Here is a 15,199-nt window from a genome sequence, read left to right on the forward strand (position 1 = left end):
TCAGTCCTGTTCGGGCTCGGTCTGGTCGACCCACACCAGCCGGGCCTGGATGTGTTTGCCAAAGCCGAAGCTGGGCAAGGCGTCCTCGGGCTGTTTCAGGACCAGGTGAAGCGAATGGTCCACGCTGACGGCCTCGGCGTGCTCGGTGAAGGCCATGCCCCACCCCGCGATGCGGGCGTTGACCCGCTCGCCGTACTCCTGCACGATCGCGAACAGCCGTGGCGCCTCGTTGGCGGCGAGCGAGTCCAGGATCCTGGCGAAGGTTTCCTCCTCACACAGCGGAGTGCGGCCGCTGGGGTCTTCGATCAGCGCGTCCAGCGGGTTGGCGTGTCCGTCGTCGGCGTGGCTGAGCTTCTGGGATAGCATCGCGACTCCTGCTGATCGTGGTCGATTGAGTACTGTGTGTGGTTCTAGAGACTAAACTTAGTCGCTAGGCTGAGACCATCGTCAGTTCGGGTGAATGAGAGGTCGTCGCGATGACGTCGAGTCCCACGGTGTGGCTGCGCTGGCTTTCGCACGAGATGTCGAGGCTGCGCAAGGAAGCCGGGCTGGAACGCGCGGAGGTCGCGAAGGCCATCCGGTGCTCGCCGCAGAAGATCGGGCATCTGGAAACCGCCGTGGTGGCGCCGAAGGTCCGCGATCTCGAAGAGATCCTCCTGCCGATGTACCACGTGCCGGAGGAACGCTGGCCGTTCTACCTCCAGGCGGCGAAGGACGCGCGCAAGAAGGGCTGGTGGGAAAGCCACGCCGACGCGCTCCCGAGCTGGTTCTCGCTCTTCGTAGGGCTGGAACAGGGTGCGTCGGAGCTGCACGTCTGGAATCCGCAGCTGGTCCATGGCCTGTTGCAGACCGAGGACTACGCGGCAGCCGCTGTTCGCGGCGGAAGCCCCGACCTGGCCGACGCTGAGGTGGACAAGGCCGTCGAGGTCCGCTTGGCACGTCAGAAAATCCTTGATGCCAAGGACGCGCCACGGTTGTGGTTCGTGGTCGGCGAATCCGCGCTGCGCGCCAACTTCGGCGGCAGGGAAACCATGCGCGGGCAACTGGAGCACCTGCATCGGATGGCTGGACGACCGCGGATCACCGTGCAGGTTCTGCCGCAGGATGTCGACGCACATCCGGGCATCCGTGGGCCGTTCACCGTCATGGGCTTTCCTACGGAAGGTGATCCGGGCCTGGTGTACATCGAGTACCACACCGGGAGCGTCTATTTGGAGGAACCTCGGGAGGTCAAGGCACACCAGATAGACTTGGAACACCTGCGCGGCCTGGCGTTGAGCCCGGCTGCCTCACGGAAGCGGATCGCCGCGATCGCGAAGGAGTAGTGATGACCGAGCCTGCGTGGAGCGACGTGGACCTGACCGACGTCACCTGGCGCAAGTCCACCTTCAGCGCGGGTAACGGTGAATGCGTAGAGGTCGCCCCCCTGCCCGACGGCCGGATCGCCATGCGCAACAGCAACCACCCGGACGCTGGCGCGGTCTTCTTCACCCGTGCCGAAATGTCCGCCTATCTCAACGGCGTCAAATCCGGCGAATTCGACGACCTGACGTAACCGACCCTCCAAGCACGCGAGTCGTCCGTCTGGTCCACGCGAGTTCTCCATCTGGTCACGCGAGTTCGCCGTTCACGCACGCGAACTCGCCGTTCCAGACCGGTCGAGCGAGGCTGCGGTCAGGAAGCGCCGTCGGTATGCACGACGCTGGGCCGCTTCCCGGTGGCCAAGAACTCGTGCAGCCCACGGCGCACAGTGTCCATCGGAACCTCGGTGCTGGCCGGAACCTGGCTGTGATTGCTCATGTAGATGTAGTCGACCAGGGTGTTCGGGTCGCCGTCGCCGTGGGTCGCGCCGCCTTCCGTCCGGGAGATGTACCCGATAAAACCCTTGTCCTGGCCGAGGCCGACTTCGAGGACAGGCGAACGCTTCACCCCGGCGATGGCGACCTGAATCATCGGTGGAGCAACGTGCTCGGCCGTCTCCGCGAGAATGCGGTCGATCAACTCGTCCAGCTCGGCCGGGGTGCTGACGACGAGCGCCGGGTCACCCGGGCCGAAGTCGTTCTCCGGCTCCTGGTCGTACCAGACCTCTAGCGTGACCACGGGTTCATGCCTCCGGTGAATGTCTTGCGGTAGTTCGGTGCGTGGAGCGTCAGGGAGTATCCCGCAGGCAGGCCCAGGTGGCGGGCCTGCCGCCCGGGCATAGGCTCTGGCCATGGCGGTTTCCGGAAGGCTCGGCGCGCTGGCGTTGTTCGGGGCGCTGGTGGTCGGCTTGCTGCTGCCCTCCGGCACGGGGCTGCTCGTGGTGGGCGGGGTGCTGCTCGTACTGGTGCTCGTCGATCTCGCGTTCGCGGGGAGCGTGCGGCGGCTGACGTTCACGCGGTCGGGGGACACTTCGGTGCGGCTCGGGGAACCGGCGTCGGTGGAGCTTGTCGTGGCGAATCCGGGACGTCGCCGGGTGCGAGGGCTGCTGCGGGACGCGTGGCCGCCGAGCGCGGGCGCCGAGGACCGGCATCGGCTTTCCGTCCCGGCGGGGGAGCGTCGCAGGCTGACGACGGCGTTGCTGCCGACTCGGCGAGGCGATCGGCAGGCGTTCCGGGTGACCGTGCGGTCGTATGGCCCGCTGGGGCTCGCGGCGCGGCAGGGTTCGCACGCGGTGCCGTGGACGGTGCGGGTGCTGCCGCCGTTCGGTTCGCGGAAGCACCTGCCGTCGCGGCTGGCTCGGTTGCAGCAGTTGGACGGGCGGAACGCGGTACTGGTGCGCGGGCAGGGCACGGAGTTCGATTCGCTGCGGGAGTACGTGATCGGTGACGACGTCCGCTCGATCGACTGGCGGGCGACGGCGCGTGCGGCGGACGTCATGGTGCGGACGTGGCGTCCGGAGCGGGACCGGCACGTGGTGCTGGTGCTGGACACCGGGCGGGTGTCGGCGGGCCGGGTCGGGGACGCGCCGCGGCTGGACGCCGCGATGGACGCAGCCTTGCTGCTGGCGGCGCTCGCGTCGCGGGCGGGGGACCGGGTCGATCTGCTGGCCTACGACCGGCGGGTGCGTGCCGAGGTGCGGAGTTCGTCGTCGTTGCTGCCTTCGCTGGTGAACGCGATGGCGCCGCTGGAGCCGTCGCTGGTGGAGACGGACGCGCGGGGGATGCTGGCCGAGGTGCTGCTGCGGACGCGGCGGCGCGCGCTGGTGGTGTTGCTGACCGGGCTGGACGCGGCGCCGTTGGAGGAGGGCCTGTTCCCGGTGCTGAGTTCGCTGACTTCGCGGCATCAGCTGCTGATCGCGTCGGTCTCGGATCCGCGCGTGGCCGAGATGGCCCGAGGCCGCGGGGACGCCGAAGCGGTGTACGACGCTGCGGCGGCTTCGCGGGTGCTGGCCGAACGTCAGCAGGTCACGGCGCGACTGGGGCGTCGCGGTGTCGACGTCGTGGACGCTGTCCCGGAGGAGTTGCCGCCCGCGCTGGCGGATCGGTATCTGGCGTTGAAGGCGGCCGGGCGGCTGTAGGCCCCCTCGATGGGGTGGATCCGCTGGTGCTGGGGTGCGTGGCGCTGTTATGCCTCGTAAGGAGGTGTTTCTGCGGAGGGAGTGCTGTGCGGCGGGTGCTGGCTCTGGTCGCTTTGTGGGTTCTCGCTTTTCCGGCTGTCTCGGCGGCTGACGACGGCGCGCCGGTGTACCTGGCCGATGGCGGCGGGACGTTGTCGCTGGCGGTCACGGATGGCAAGCCGCTGCTGGCCGACGCGAAGGCCGCGAACGCGAAATGGACCTATGACAAGGGAACGCAGCACTACAAGAGTGTCGCGAGTGGACAGTGCCTGGCGGCGCAGAGCCCGGTGGACGGGGTCGCGGTGAAGATCGCGGCGTGCGATGACAAGGATCGCCTGCAGCAGTGGCGCCGGATCGCGGGGACGCCGGGGCTGGTGGAGATCGCGAACGTGGCTTCCGGGCGGTGCCTGACCGCGGAGTCGGCGACGGCGGGGGCGCGGCTGTACCAGGAGGTCTGTTCGCTGAGCGGACTGGCGAACCGCTGGGCGGCCGGTGGCCGGACGCTCGGAATCCTTTCGGGGAACGGACAGCGGCTGACGTCGAAGACGCCGGGTGAGCCGTTCGTGGTGCGGGTGATCGGGGAGAACGGCCAGCCCGAGGCCGGGGTGCCGGTGAACTTCTACGTGCGGGCGGCGCGGCCGAAAAACGTCCTCGTCTTCGAGGGTGGCGGGGAAACGGCTTCGGCCAAGACCGGCGCGGACGGCTCGGCGTCTTCCCCGAAAGTGCTCCTGACCGAGCCCGGCGAGTTCGAAATCCGCTTCACCGGCTCGGCGAGCCTGGAAGACGGCAACACCATCACCTTCGACGGCAGCTGTCTCTGCTGACACCTTTCCGCGGTAACGGGCTTGTCGGTGCCCTTATGTCACGATCGGATGCTCGTCGTGGCAGGGGAGCAGGATGGAGAACCCGAGGGAGCTGGCGGAAGCGGTTGATCGCATCCGCGCGAAGCTCACGGAAGGGATCACTCACCTCACTGAGGCTGCGCAGGAGCTTGCCGACGCGCAAGCCACCCTCAGTCAGGCAGTCCAAGGCTTCGACGCCGAGGAACCGGGTCTCGCGCTCCGAGGGTTCGCCGAGGCCGCCGCAGAGATCGAGCAGTTCATCGGCGTGGTCTAAGGCATCGACCGGATGGCCAGCAGTTATCGAGACAGCCTCGGCGTCACGAAGGAACCAGCATCTCCGGCAAGCACGCCCAAAACGGTGCCTCGCCCGCTGGCACCCACCGCCGAGGACAGGCTCCGCGCCGGGCTGCCGCCACCGATTCGGCCCGGTGACCGAGGTCGGAAGACACATGGGAACTGGTCCGCCGGCGGGGAGGCCCAGCCAATCGCCAGCGGTTGGGATGGGATGGCCGAGGCCGCCGAACGCCAGCTCGATGCCCTCGACATCCCGGTCACTCCCGTCACGACCACCCACGTGGAGACGAAACTCGCCGCACACATGGCGGAGAACGGCATCCCCGACGCCGCGGTGGCCATCAACTACACCTCCTGCGAAGGGCCGTTCGGATGTGACACCCTCGTCCCTGCGCTCCTGCCGAAAGGCTCGACGCTCACCGTGCACGGCACACTGCCCGACGGCACCAAGACCACCGACATCTACCGAGGAGGAGCCACCCCGTGGTGGAAGCAGTAGACGCCTGGTTCGACTCGCCAGCCCAACGACCGGTAGTCGTGCACACTGCCGCGGAGCTGGACGCCGTGCTGGACCAGGTCGCGGAGATCGGCGGACCGCGCATCGTCCAGTTTCATGTCCACGGCGAACCCCGGCGGGGCCTGCTCGACGTTGGTTTGGATGCGGAGCGCGAACGCGGAGTCCTCCACTACGCCGGAGGTGAACACCGCAAGGGCTGTTACAGCCTCAGTGCCGAAACCGCATCGGAGGCACCGATCTACTTCAGCATGGGCGGCGCGTCCAACGAGTTCCCGGCCAATGCGGAACTCCCGCTCGCCGATGTTCGGCGGGCTGCCCACGAGTTCATGGCCTCCGGTGCACGCCCGGTCGCCATCGACTGGCAGCCGCGCGGCTGATCAGTGCGCCTCTCCGCCGACGGGGGCGGGCGAGACAAGGCGTGTCCGAGCCGCTGCGGGCGCATGTGACCGCCGATCGCGCGCTGGGCCCTGCTTTACGTGAGAACATGCCGCGCGTCGGAGAGTAGGAGTGCCGGACTGTTCGGAAGAGTAGTCCGCATGAGCCTGATCGAACGGCGTGTGCCGAGGCTGGCGCGATGGTGGCGTGGGCGTCGGGGAACGTGGTGGTGGGCGATCGTCGTGATCGTCGTCCCGGTCGCGATCGTCGCGGGGACCGCAGTGACGCTGTTGCTGAGCCTCGTCGACGCCGGTGATCCGAAAAACCGGATCGAATTGATCAAGACCGGGCTGACTGTCGGTGCCGGGACCGGCGGCGTGGTGGCGCTGGTGCTGGCCGGACGGCGGCAGTGGTCCACCGAGCACGACGCTGCCGAGCGTCGGATGACCGAGCTGTACGTCAAGGCCGTCGAGCAACTCGGGTCAGACAAGGCCGCAGTCCGGCACGGCGGCCTCTACGCACTGGAACGGGTCGCTCAGGACAACCCCGACCACCGACAAACCGTCGTCAACGTGTTGTGCGCCTACCTCCGCGGCCCGTTTACCCTGCCCGGCGAGCAGCGCCCGCGGCAGCGGCGCGGGATACGCCGCCCCCTCGCCCCGGCGCCCCGTGGCGGCGTCTCCTCTACGCCGCAAACCGGCCAGACCGAGAACCCCACCGTCGCCGAACTGGACGACGAGGCTCGGCAAGAGCGGGAGGTCCGACTTACAGCCCAACGCATTATCGCCGCCCATCTCAAGCCTGGTAAAGATAGTGATCATCCGGTGGACACGTTCTGGGCTAACCTCGACCTCGACCTCACCGGCGCCACCCTCATCGACTTCAACCTTGACGACACCCACCTCCGAACAGGGACCTTCGCCAACACCGTCTTTATCGGCGAGACCTGGTTCTTCGCGGTGAACTTCCAGGAACAGGCCGACTTTACTGACGCCAGCTTCGTCGGAGACGCCGAGTTCATCGGTGCCAGATTCGCCGGATATGCTTGGTTCAACGGAACCAGCTTTGCCGAGGAAGCCTGGTTCAGCAACGCACGCTTCACCCAGGACACCCAGTTTCGCAAGGCCCGCTTCACCGGGGACGCCCGGTTCAACGGGGCCAGCTTCGCCGGATATACCACATTCAGCGACGCCAGCTTCACCAAGCATGCCGATTTCAACGAGTCCAGCTTTACCAAGCATGCCGCTTTCCTCGGGACCAGCTTCGCGGGGCGTGCCCAGTTCATAGAGGCCAGCTTCAACGCAGGCGTCCAGTTCAACGGGGCCACCTTCAGCGGGGCCAGCTTCAAGGGGGCCAGCTTCAACGGGGACAACTCCGCCAGGGAGACCGGCTTCAGCACGGACGCTAGCTTCATCGGGGTCAGCTTCACCAGCTGGACCAGCTTCGCCAGAGCAAGTTTCGCCATGGACGCCAGGTTCAGCAAGGCCAGCTTCACCAAGGACACCCAGTTCACCGATGTCACTTTTGTTCGGAAGCCGGACCTCAGCGACGCCGTGTTCGAGTTGGGCATGCCTGAGTCACTGCGGGCACATGTGGCGGAAGCCGATGACCCCGACCGGGCTGGAGCCGGATGAAGCACCTGACGAGACCGGTCAAAGCTGAGCAGTAGCGCGGTCGTATTCAGGATGCACCGCCAACTGCGAGCAGGGGGGCTGATCCACGTGGGGGAACTCGTGGGAACAAGCCACTCGTTCACGCACCCGGGAGCAGGTTGGTGCGCGGCAACGCGCGCAGTTGACAGCGAAAACATGCAGGCGAGAAGGTGCCTCCGTAGAAATACCAGGTCAGCACGCCGGAACTCAGCAAGGGACCTTTGCTAACGTCCGTTGGCTCACCAACAGTTAGCGTGCTAAGCAACGTTAGTAAAGGTCCCCTGCTCCCGGCCGCGGCAGGGTCAGGCGGATTCGGGGAGGGCGTCTCCGGCGTCGCGGCTGTCGATGTCGCCTGCTTCGCCCGCGCGGGCGGCGCGGCGGCCGAGGACGAAGACGTAGGTCAGGAAGGCGAGTTCGACGACGGCGCCGATGCCGATACGTGCCCAGGTCGGGAGGCCGGACGGGGTCACGAAGGCCTCGACGATCCCGGACACCAGCAGGACGCAGGCCAGGCCGAGCGCGATGACCACGACGGAACGTCCTTGCCGGGCGAGCGCGGCGGAACGGGAGCGGCGTCCGGGGTCGATGACGGTCCAGCCGAGTTTCAGGCCGGTTCCGGCGGCGATGAAGACGGCGGTCAGTTCGAGCAGGCCGTGCGGGAGGATGAGGCCGAGGAAGATGTCGCCGCGCCCGGCCGCGGCCATGAGCCCGCCGCCGACGCCGACGTTGAGGGTGTTCACCCACAGCGCGCCGATGACCGGCAGGCCGAGCACGACGCCGAGGAAGAGGCAGGTCGCGGCGACCCACGCGTTGTTGGTCCACACCTTCGCGGCGAACGAGGCGGCGGGGCCGGTGGAGTAGTACGCCTCGTACTGGCCGCCGGGCGCGGTCATCGCCTTGAGTTCCTCCGGGGTGACCAGCGTGGCGCGCACCTGCGCGTCCCCGGCGATCCACACGGCGAGCACGGCGCCGAGCACCGTGCAGACGAGCGCGGCGGGGACCCACCAGCGTCGGCTGAGGTACACGGCGGCGGGGAACCGCTGGGTGAAGAAGAGGGCGACTTCGCGCCAGGCGGGGTTGTGTGATCCGGCGACAGCCGATCGGGCGCGGGCGACGAGGCCGGAGAGCCGGGCGAGCAGCGCCGGGTCCGGTGCGGACGAGCGGATGATGGACAGGTGGGTGGCCGTGCGCTGGTACAGCGTCACCAACTCGTCGGCCTCGGCGCCGCTGAGCCGTCCGCGCCGGCGGGTGAGTTCGCCGAGCCGGGTCCATTCGGCGCTGTGCGCGGCGACGAACACGTCGACATCCAACGGGCACCTCCCAATCCTGGCCCCAGCCTAGGCCGCCCGGCGCGAGGTGTGCACAGGTGGCGTGACTGTCCACTTCGGACGATCTGCCGGGCGGGAGCGCGGCTGCACTAGGCTGGGCGTCGTGGAAGAAGAGTCCGAGCTGGTCACCGGGGAAGCGGTGGTGCTGGACCTGCGGGTGGCGAAGCTGGCCAGCCGCGGCGTGGCCATGCTACTCGACGTGCTGGTGCAGGGCGCGCTGCTGTTCGGCGCGATCATGCTGGTCGTGTTCGCCCTGCCGGTGGACGACGCGTCGCTGGGGGTCACCCTGATCCTGGTGCTCTTCGTGCTCGTGATGATCGGCTATCCGGTGATCTTCGAGACGCTGACCAGGGGCAAGTCGCTCGGGAAGCTCGCGCTGGGGTTGCGGGTGGTGCGCACCGACGGCGGCCCGATCCGGTTCCGGCACGCGCTCACCCGCGCGCTCGCCGGGTTCTTCGTCGACTTCTGGGCGCTCGGTTTCCTGGGTGCTGTGGCGGTGATCGTGTCGTTGACGTCGTCCAACGGGCGCCGGGTCGGCGACTTCCTCGCGGGGACGGTGGTGATCCGCGAGCGCGTCCCGGACAGCGGCCAGGCGGGGATCATGATGCCGCCGGGCCTGGAACCGTGGGCGGCGCAGCTGGACCTGAGCAGGCTGCCGGACGAGCTCGCGCTGGCGGTCCGCCAGTATCTGGCCCGGTACACCGAACTGCGGCCCGAGGCGGCCGAGGCGCTGGGGTACGGCCTCGCGCAGCAGGTCGCCGAACGCATCGGGACGCCGGTTCCGCCGGGGATGCCGCTCTGGGCGTACCTGTCGGCGGTGCTCGCCGAACGCCGGAATCGCGACCACGTCCGCGCGATGGCCGCCGCGCCTGCGCCGCAGGCCGTGGCGCCGCATTCCGGCTACGGTCCGGCCTACCCGCAGCCGTATCCGGCGCCGCAGCCTTTCGCACCGCAGCCCGGCTATGGCGCGGCGTATCCGGCGCCGCAACCTTATGGCGCACCGGTGGGCTCATGGCCTCCGGCCGCTCCGCCGCCTCCCGCGCCGATGCCGGGTGCGTCGAGTGCCGAACCACCCGCCGCGCCACGGCCCGCCCAGCCCGAATCGGCCCCGCCGCCGGTCGAGAACCCCTTCACCCCGCCCAGCTGACGCTTTTCTGTCGGTCCCCGCCCGTACTCTGTTTGGTAGGGGGCCTCAGGCTGTCCTGAATCTTCCGTTCATTCCTTCAGCGGTCCGTGAATGCCACATTGAGGTTTGTCGGTTGCGGTCGACATGGGCGACAGCTGGTGCGGCTTTCGCGCTGGTCGGCGACGTCGTGAATGGTCCATTGGGGACGTTCAGCGCCGTCGATGTCCCCTTCGCGACACTCCAGGGCCGGGTCCCATGTCCCGAACGCGCCGTTCGGGACGTTCACCGTCCCCAACGGAGCTTTCGCGACACCGACACCGCCGCGAGCCCGCCCCACGAGCCCCATCAGTCACCGACGTCACCCGACCACCTCGAGGAAACACCCCAGCGAAGCCAGACCCGCCCCTTACCGTGAATGCCACGTTGAGGGAACTCAATGTGGCATTCACGGACCTGCTGCGGCGGAGGGGTCACGAGACGTCGCCGGAGGCGGAGTTCCAGGTGTTGCACTGCTGGTTCCGGTTCGTCGTGGCGCCGTGCTGCCACCACGCGATGTTGTGTTTCGCGGTGCCGTGGTCACGTTTTCCGTTGCGCGAGTAGTCGTCGCCGCGGTTTTGCGCGTTCCACGCCTCGTTGTAGACGTTCTTGTCGACCGAGCCGCCGGATACCGAGGCCGAGCCGAGGAACATGCCCGAGAAGCACTGCGCCTGCAGCTCCATCCGGCGCGAAAGTTCCAGTCCCGCGGCGGAGTCCGCGCCCGCGTCATAGCGTTTGTCGCCGTAGGCCTCGGAAATCCCGGACAGCGCCTGCACGTGGTGGCCGTATTCGTGCGCCAGGATGGACAGGTACGGCCCGGGATGGTTGCCCCAGGTCTCGATCTCGATGCGGTTCATCGGCATGTAGATCGTGTTGTTCGTCGGGCAGTAGAACGGGGTGACCCCCGTGGACGTTCCGCCGCTCCCGCACGGGGTCGAGGATTCCGAGATCGACGCGGGCACCGAAAGGTGCGGTGTCGAGAACGGGAGGTTGACCGCGGACAGCATCTTCGACCACATCGCGTCGAGGCAGCCGATGCCGGACTGGAAGAACCTCTGGACGCTGCCCTGGTCGGTGGCCCATCGGCTCAGCGAGCACGGGACGTTCTGCAGCCCGTAGTTCGCCTGTGCGAAAAGCGGGTTGTCGCCCAGCTTCGCCACCGATCGCGGTCCGGTCTGGGTCGGTGCCGTCGAGCGGGTTTCGGTGGTGCGCGAGCTGCGCGTCCCGGTGCTGCGGCCGCTGCTGCTCGTCGTACTCGACGACGTCGTCGAGTACGACGAAGAGGAGTACGTCGACGTGTAGCTGTAGGACGGGTACGTGCTGGAGTAGCCCGCATCGGCGACGTGGCGGGTGCTGCCACCCAGCAGCGCGATCGCGGCGACGAGCCCACCGCCCAGGGCGACGACGCCGATGAGGGCGATCGCGACGATCACGCCGGTGTTCGACTTCTTCGGCTGGTACGGCGCGTACGCGGGCGCGAAGCGCTGCCCGAATGGTTGCGGCGCAGGGTATCCCGGTCCGAAACCCGGACCGGCAGGCGGTGGGGGAGGCAGCGGACCGGCCGCGGGTGGCGGCATCGGACGTCCGGGTGGGGGCGGGACCGGACGGGCCCCCGGACCACCGCCGGGGCCGGGTCCGCCGTACCCAGGACCACCGCCGGACCCGGGACCGCCAGACCCAGGACCGCCGCGAGACCCGGGACTGCCCGGCCCAGGTGCGCCGCCGAACCCGGGACCACCAGACCCAGGACCACGACCACCGGACCCAGGACCACCAGACCCAGGACCAGTGGACCCAGGACCGGCGGGTGGCAGCGGACGGGCCCCCGGCGGCGGCAACGGGCGCGCACCCGGCGGCGGGAGCGGCGGGCGGCCACCCGGCGGGGGCACCGGCCCGCGCCAGGGTCCCTGCGGGCCGGGTGGCTGTGTCATCGTGTGGAACCCCCAGTGCTCATGCTCCGTCAAAAGCGGCGGACCTGCTGAAATCTCGCCGATCCGGGCGTCAGCATAGATCGAGTGCTCTAGGGTGTGGTGCTGTGTTGAGGAATTGGGGTGTGGCGATCGCCCTGGCCGCCGGAGTGGCGCTGCTCGGCGCCCTGCCCGCCGCCGCGCAGCCGCCGGGCAACGGACTTTCGGACGTCGACACGGCCGGCCCGTCCGCCGGTCCCTCACTGCCGAACCTGCCTGCCGAACAGCTGCAGAAACCGCAGCTCGCCGGGGGTGTCGTGCCCGGTCTGGAGCAGCCACCGCCCCAGGGCACGAGCGCCGAGGTCGCCCTCAAGCTGCTGCGCGACGGCGCCGTGTCGGTCACCGAAAAGGTGACTGTCCCAGGTGGACAGCAGGTCACCTCGCGGGTGCCGCTGCGGGTGTCGGCGAGCGACGACCAGGACCGCGTGTTCGCCGTCCGCGACGTCAAGGCCGAGGGCGCCGCGACCGGTGCGGTCGAGGGGGACCAGCTCGTGCTGACCTTCCGCGGCGGCGAGTCCACCGTGAGCTACACAGTGGACGGTGCGATCGCCGACGTCGGCGGCCAGCAGCAGTTCCGCTGGCAGGCCGCGAGCGGCTGGGACGCGCCGGTCGCGCGGATCACCGCCTCCTTCATCGCGCCCGTTCCCCGGCTCTCGCCGATCGACTGCTTCGCCGGCCCGATCGGCTCCAGCCAGCGCTGCACGCTGGCCGAACTCGACCACACCGGCGTCGTTCGGGTCGAGCAGAACGACATCCGCGCGGGCGACCGGGTCGATCTGCTCGTCGGGCTGCCGCCGGGCACCGTGCCGGTCAACGCGAAATTCGCCGAGGTCGGCCTGCTCGCCAACGCCTTCGCGCTGACCCCGCTCACCGGCATCGTCTTCGCGATCCTCGTCCTGCTGCTCATCGCGGGCGCGCTGTACGTCTGGCGGCTGCGCAAGCGCGACGCCGGGGCGCTCGCCGCGGGCACCGGGCCGGTCGAGGTCCTGCTGCGCGACGGCGACCGTGTCTTCTTCGCTTCGCCCGACGGCGTGCTGCCCGGCCAGGTCGGCACGGTCGTGGACGAGACCGTCGACGTTGTCGACATCAGTGCCACGGTCGTCGACCTCGCCGTGCGCAACTACCTGTGGCTGGCCGAAGTTCCCGGGCCGAACGGCCCGGATTGGCAACTGTCCCGGCGCAATCCGCCGGATGAGCACCTGCACGACTTCGAGCGCGCGGTGTACGAGACATTGCTGCCCGAGGGCACCGACGCGGTGCTGCTCTCCCAGCTGCGTTCGCGTGGCGGGCTGGATCTGCGCCGGATCAGCGACGCGATGTACAGCGACGTCGTGTCCAAGCGCTGGTTCTCCCGGCGCCCCGATCTCAGCCGCACGCGGCTGACTTGGCTCGGTGCGGGCGTTTTCGCGCTCGGGCTCGTCGCCACCGCGGTGCTCACCTTCACCCTCGGCCAGGCACTGATCGGTGTCGCGGTCGCGCTCGCCGGGCTCGCGATCGCCGCGGGCGCGGGGCTGCTGCCCTCGCGGACCGCACGCGGCCGGGCGCTGGTGGGCCAGGTTCGCGGCCTGCTCGACTACCTGCACACCGCGAAGGCCGAGGACATCCCGGCCGCCGACCGCGAGATGGTCTTCTCCCGCTCGCTGCCGTACGCGGTGGTGCTCGGCGACACCGAGCGTTGGCTGGGCACGTTCGCCTCGCTCAACCCCGGCGCGGACGGCGCGGCCGGGCTGTACTGGTTCGGTGGCCTGGAATCCGAACAGGATCTGCGCCGCTTCGGCGCGCACTTCCCGTCGTTCCTGACCGCGCTGGACGGGCTGCTCGCCGAATCGGGCCAGTTCCGCGCCCCCGCGGGGACGCGCTGAGCCCGTGACCGCCAGGCCCGGCGTGCTCGCGGGGGTCGCCGCGCTGCTGCTCGCGTTCACCCCCGCCGCGTCCGCTCAGGACCAGCCGGACCAGCCGCCGCTGCCCGGACTGCCGCAGAGCGCCGAGATCCAGCTCAAGCTCCAGCGGGACGGTTCGCTGTCGGTCGCCGAGGCCATCTCGGTGCCGAACGGCGCCACGATGAACCGCCGGGTACCCCTGAAAACGCCCGCCGCGCACCATCGCGACCGGGTCTACGGCCTGCGCGACGTCTTCCTGGAGGGCAGCGGATCCGCGCAGCTCGACGGCGGCGTGTTCACCGCGCACCTGACCGAGGGCACCTCGATCCTCCGGTACACAGTGGACGGTGCGGTGTCCGCGGACAAGGGCGGCGTCGAGCACGTCACGTGGCCTCTCGCCAGCGGGTGGGACACCGAGCTGAAGCTTGTGCGCGCTTCCTTTGCCGCGCCCAGGATCCCGACCGCCGTCGACTGCGTTGCCGGGCCGGACGGTTCCGGCACGCATTGCGGCGCGGCGCAGATCGACCACGCCGGGCTGACCCGGTTCAGTCAGCAGAACCTCCCCGCCGGGCAACGGATGTCCGCGACGGTGGAGCTGCCGCCCGGTACGGTGCCCGCGAACGCGAAGCTCGTGCCGTCGGCGACGATCGGCGGCGCGTTCGTCCGCACGCCGCCGGTGATCGCGGCGTGGTGGGGTTTCGCCGCCGTGCTTGTCGTGGCGGCCGTACTGGTGTGGCTGACGCGCCGTCGCGACGCACGGCCCGGCGAGCCGCTGCCGGTCGAGCTGCTCAGCCCGGACGGCGAGTTCGCTTCGCCGGACGGGGTGCTGCCGGGGCACGTCGCCACCGTGACCACCGGCCGGGCGAGCCCCGTCGACCTGGCCGCCACCGTGCTCGACCTCGTCGTGCGCAACTACCTGTGGGTGAGCGCCGAGGACACCGGCTGGCGGCTCACCCGCCGCAATCCGGCCGACGAGCATCTGACCGTCTTCGAACGTGCGGTGTTCGCCGTGGTGCTGCCGGACGGCGAGGATTCGGTGACGCTGGCCGAGTTGCGCCGCCGCCGCATCGACATCGGCCAGGTGCGGGACGCGCTTCACGCCGACGTCGTCCGGAACGGCTGGTTCTCCCAGCCTCCTTCGCGGCGGTTAGGACGGCTCGGACGGGCGGGGATCCGGGTCGTCTTCTACGGCCTGTTCCTGACCGTGCTGCTCGCGTTCACCGTCGGTTACGCGCCGCTCGGCGTGATCGTCATGCTCGCCGGGGCGGCGGCGGTCGTGGCGTCGGCGCTGCTCCCCGCCCGGCGGTCGGGCGGGCGGCTGCTGCGCCGCAGGCTGCGTGGGCTGGGCGAACGGCTCGCGCTGACGAAGGCGAAGTCGCTCGCGAAGCCCGAGCGCGAGCTGGTGTTCTCGCGCGGCCTGCCGTACGCGCTCGCGCTCGGCGAACTCGGGGCGTGGACGTCGATCTTCGCCGAGCTCAAGCATCCGCCGCCGGTCTACTGGTGCGAAGCCGAGGTCCCGATCGGGCGAGCGGGGGAGTTCGCCGCGGCGCTCGCCGGGGCGTTCGCCGCGGCCCGGCGGGGCAGGCTCTTCACCGACGCCGGTTCGACGGGATAGCCGCGAGCCTTCTGTCGGTCCTTGGCCGT

At 69.5% G+C, this 15,199-nt stretch carries 15 protein-coding genes; 11 read left to right on the forward strand and 4 right to left on the reverse strand.

The window, feature by feature from the left end; genetic code table 11:
* A complete protein-coding gene (locus tag ACFW0G_RS35330; RefSeq protein ID WP_378329827.1) occupies positions 1-366 on the reverse strand; it encodes a hypothetical protein in 366 nt (121 codons plus the stop codon).
* A 110-nt stretch (positions 367-476) separates the two neighbouring features.
* Between ACFW0G_RS35330 and ACFW0G_RS35335 the strand changes: the two genes are divergently transcribed.
* Positions 477-1,325, forward strand: a complete 849-nt coding sequence (locus tag ACFW0G_RS35335) for a helix-turn-helix domain-containing protein (RefSeq protein WP_378329828.1) — start codon at positions 477-479, stop codon at positions 1,323-1,325.
* A 2-nt stretch (positions 1,326-1,327) separates the two neighbouring features.
* The gene (locus tag ACFW0G_RS35340) at positions 1,328-1,555 is read left to right on the forward strand and encodes a DUF397 domain-containing protein (RefSeq protein WP_378329829.1); all 228 of its coding nucleotides are present in this window, start codon (positions 1,328-1,330) and stop codon (positions 1,553-1,555) included.
* Positions 1,556-1,674: 119 nt separating this feature from the next.
* Here the strand turns inward: ACFW0G_RS35340 and ACFW0G_RS35345 are convergent, their stop codons facing one another.
* On the reverse strand, positions 1,675-2,100 hold the full coding sequence (locus tag ACFW0G_RS35345) for an Imm1 family immunity protein (RefSeq protein WP_378329830.1): 426 nt from the start codon (positions 2,098-2,100) through the stop codon (positions 1,675-1,677).
* A gap of 112 nt (positions 2,101-2,212) precedes the next feature.
* On the opposite strand from ACFW0G_RS35345, the gene ACFW0G_RS35350 reads away from it, so the two are divergent.
* The 6 genes from ACFW0G_RS35350 to ACFW0G_RS35375 all read left to right on the forward strand — a co-directional run bounded on the left by ACFW0G_RS35350 (position 2,213) and on the right by ACFW0G_RS35375 (position 7,200).
* Positions 2,213-3,499 carry a DUF58 domain-containing protein gene (locus ACFW0G_RS35350; RefSeq protein ID WP_378329831.1) on the forward strand — a complete coding sequence of 429 codons (1,287 nt, stop codon included), beginning with the start codon at positions 2,213-2,215 and terminating at the stop codon, positions 3,497-3,499.
* An 86-nt stretch (positions 3,500-3,585) separates the two neighbouring features.
* Entirely contained in the window at positions 3,586-4,362 is a 777-nt protein-coding gene (locus ACFW0G_RS35355) for an RICIN domain-containing protein (RefSeq protein WP_378329832.1), read from the forward strand.
* A 73-nt stretch (positions 4,363-4,435) separates the two neighbouring features.
* Positions 4,436-4,654, forward strand: a complete 219-nt coding sequence (locus ACFW0G_RS35360; RefSeq protein WP_378329833.1) for a hypothetical protein — start codon at positions 4,436-4,438, stop codon at positions 4,652-4,654.
* Positions 4,655-4,666: 12 nt separating this feature from the next.
* On the forward strand, positions 4,667-5,173 hold the full coding sequence (locus ACFW0G_RS35365; protein ID WP_378329834.1) for a DddA-like double-stranded DNA deaminase toxin: 507 nt from the start codon (positions 4,667-4,669) through the stop codon (positions 5,171-5,173).
* Positions 5,158-5,568, forward strand: a complete 411-nt coding sequence (locus tag ACFW0G_RS35370) for an Imm1 family immunity protein (protein WP_378329835.1) — start codon at positions 5,158-5,160, stop codon at positions 5,566-5,568. Before ACFW0G_RS35365 ends, ACFW0G_RS35370 begins: the two co-directional genes overlap by 16 nt.
* A gap of 159 nt (positions 5,569-5,727) precedes the next feature.
* Positions 5,728-7,200 (forward strand): pentapeptide repeat-containing protein, encoded by a 1,473-nt coding sequence (locus tag ACFW0G_RS35375; RefSeq protein WP_378329836.1) that lies wholly within the window; start codon positions 5,728-5,730, stop codon positions 7,198-7,200.
* Positions 7,201-7,520: 320 nt separating this feature from the next.
* Here the strand turns inward: ACFW0G_RS35375 and ACFW0G_RS35380 are convergent, their stop codons facing one another.
* Complete coding sequence (locus tag ACFW0G_RS35380; protein ID WP_378329837.1) at positions 7,521-8,528, reverse strand: stage II sporulation protein M; 1,008 nt, start codon at positions 8,526-8,528, stop codon at positions 7,521-7,523.
* Between the two features lie 121 nt (positions 8,529-8,649).
* Here ACFW0G_RS35380 and ACFW0G_RS35385 point away from each other — a divergent pair, with 121 nt between their 5' ends.
* Positions 8,650-9,693, forward strand: a complete 1,044-nt coding sequence (locus tag ACFW0G_RS35385) for an RDD family protein (protein WP_378329838.1) — start codon at positions 8,650-8,652, stop codon at positions 9,691-9,693.
* Positions 9,694-10,142: 449 nt separating this feature from the next.
* Here ACFW0G_RS35385 and ACFW0G_RS35390 read toward each other — a convergent pair whose 3' ends face one another.
* On the reverse strand, positions 10,143-11,285 hold the full coding sequence (locus tag ACFW0G_RS35390) for a neutral zinc metallopeptidase (protein ID WP_378329839.1): 1,143 nt from the start codon (positions 11,283-11,285) through the stop codon (positions 10,143-10,145).
* 482 nt (positions 11,286-11,767) lie between these two features.
* Here ACFW0G_RS35390 and ACFW0G_RS35395 point away from each other — a divergent pair, with 482 nt between their 5' ends.
* Both ACFW0G_RS35395 and ACFW0G_RS35400 read left to right on the forward strand, forming a co-directional pair.
* Positions 11,768-13,537 carry a DUF2207 domain-containing protein gene (locus tag ACFW0G_RS35395; RefSeq protein ID WP_378329851.1) on the forward strand — a complete coding sequence of 590 codons (1,770 nt, stop codon included), beginning with the start codon at positions 11,768-11,770 and terminating at the stop codon, positions 13,535-13,537.
* Between the two features lie 4 nt (positions 13,538-13,541).
* Complete coding sequence (locus tag ACFW0G_RS35400; protein ID WP_378329840.1) at positions 13,542-15,170, forward strand: DUF2207 family protein; 1,629 nt, start codon at positions 13,542-13,544, stop codon at positions 15,168-15,170.
* Positions 15,171-15,199: the final 29 nt, after the last annotated feature.

This window comes from Amycolatopsis sp. NPDC058986 (assembly GCF_042741125.1).
GTDB lineage: Bacteria > Actinomycetota > Actinomycetes > Mycobacteriales > Pseudonocardiaceae > Amycolatopsis.

Bases quoted from the DNA above. Each gene is read 5' to 3' on its own strand.
- ACFW0G_RS35330 (WP_378329827.1), bottom strand. From the start codon at position 366: ATGCTATCCCAGAAGCTCAGCCACGCCGACGACGGACACGCCAACCCG.
- ACFW0G_RS35335 (WP_378329828.1), top strand. From the start codon at position 477: ATGACGTCGAGTCCCACGGTGTGGCTGCGCTGGCTTTCGCACGAGATG.
- ACFW0G_RS35340 (WP_378329829.1), top strand. From the start codon at position 1,328: ATGACCGAGCCTGCGTGGAGCGACGTGGACCTGACCGACGTCACCTGG.
- ACFW0G_RS35350 (WP_378329831.1), top strand. From the start codon at position 2,213: ATGGCGGTTTCCGGAAGGCTCGGCGCGCTGGCGTTGTTCGGGGCGCTG.
- ACFW0G_RS35360 (WP_378329833.1), top strand. From the start codon at position 4,436: ATGGAGAACCCGAGGGAGCTGGCGGAAGCGGTTGATCGCATCCGCGCG.
- ACFW0G_RS35365 (WP_378329834.1), top strand. From the start codon at position 4,667: ATGGCCAGCAGTTATCGAGACAGCCTCGGCGTCACGAAGGAACCAGCA.
- ACFW0G_RS35375 (WP_378329836.1), top strand. From the start codon at position 5,728: ATGAGCCTGATCGAACGGCGTGTGCCGAGGCTGGCGCGATGGTGGCGT.
- ACFW0G_RS35390 (WP_378329839.1), bottom strand. From the start codon at position 11,285: ATGCCGCCACCCGCGGCCGGTCCGCTGCCTCCCCCACCGCCTGCCGGT.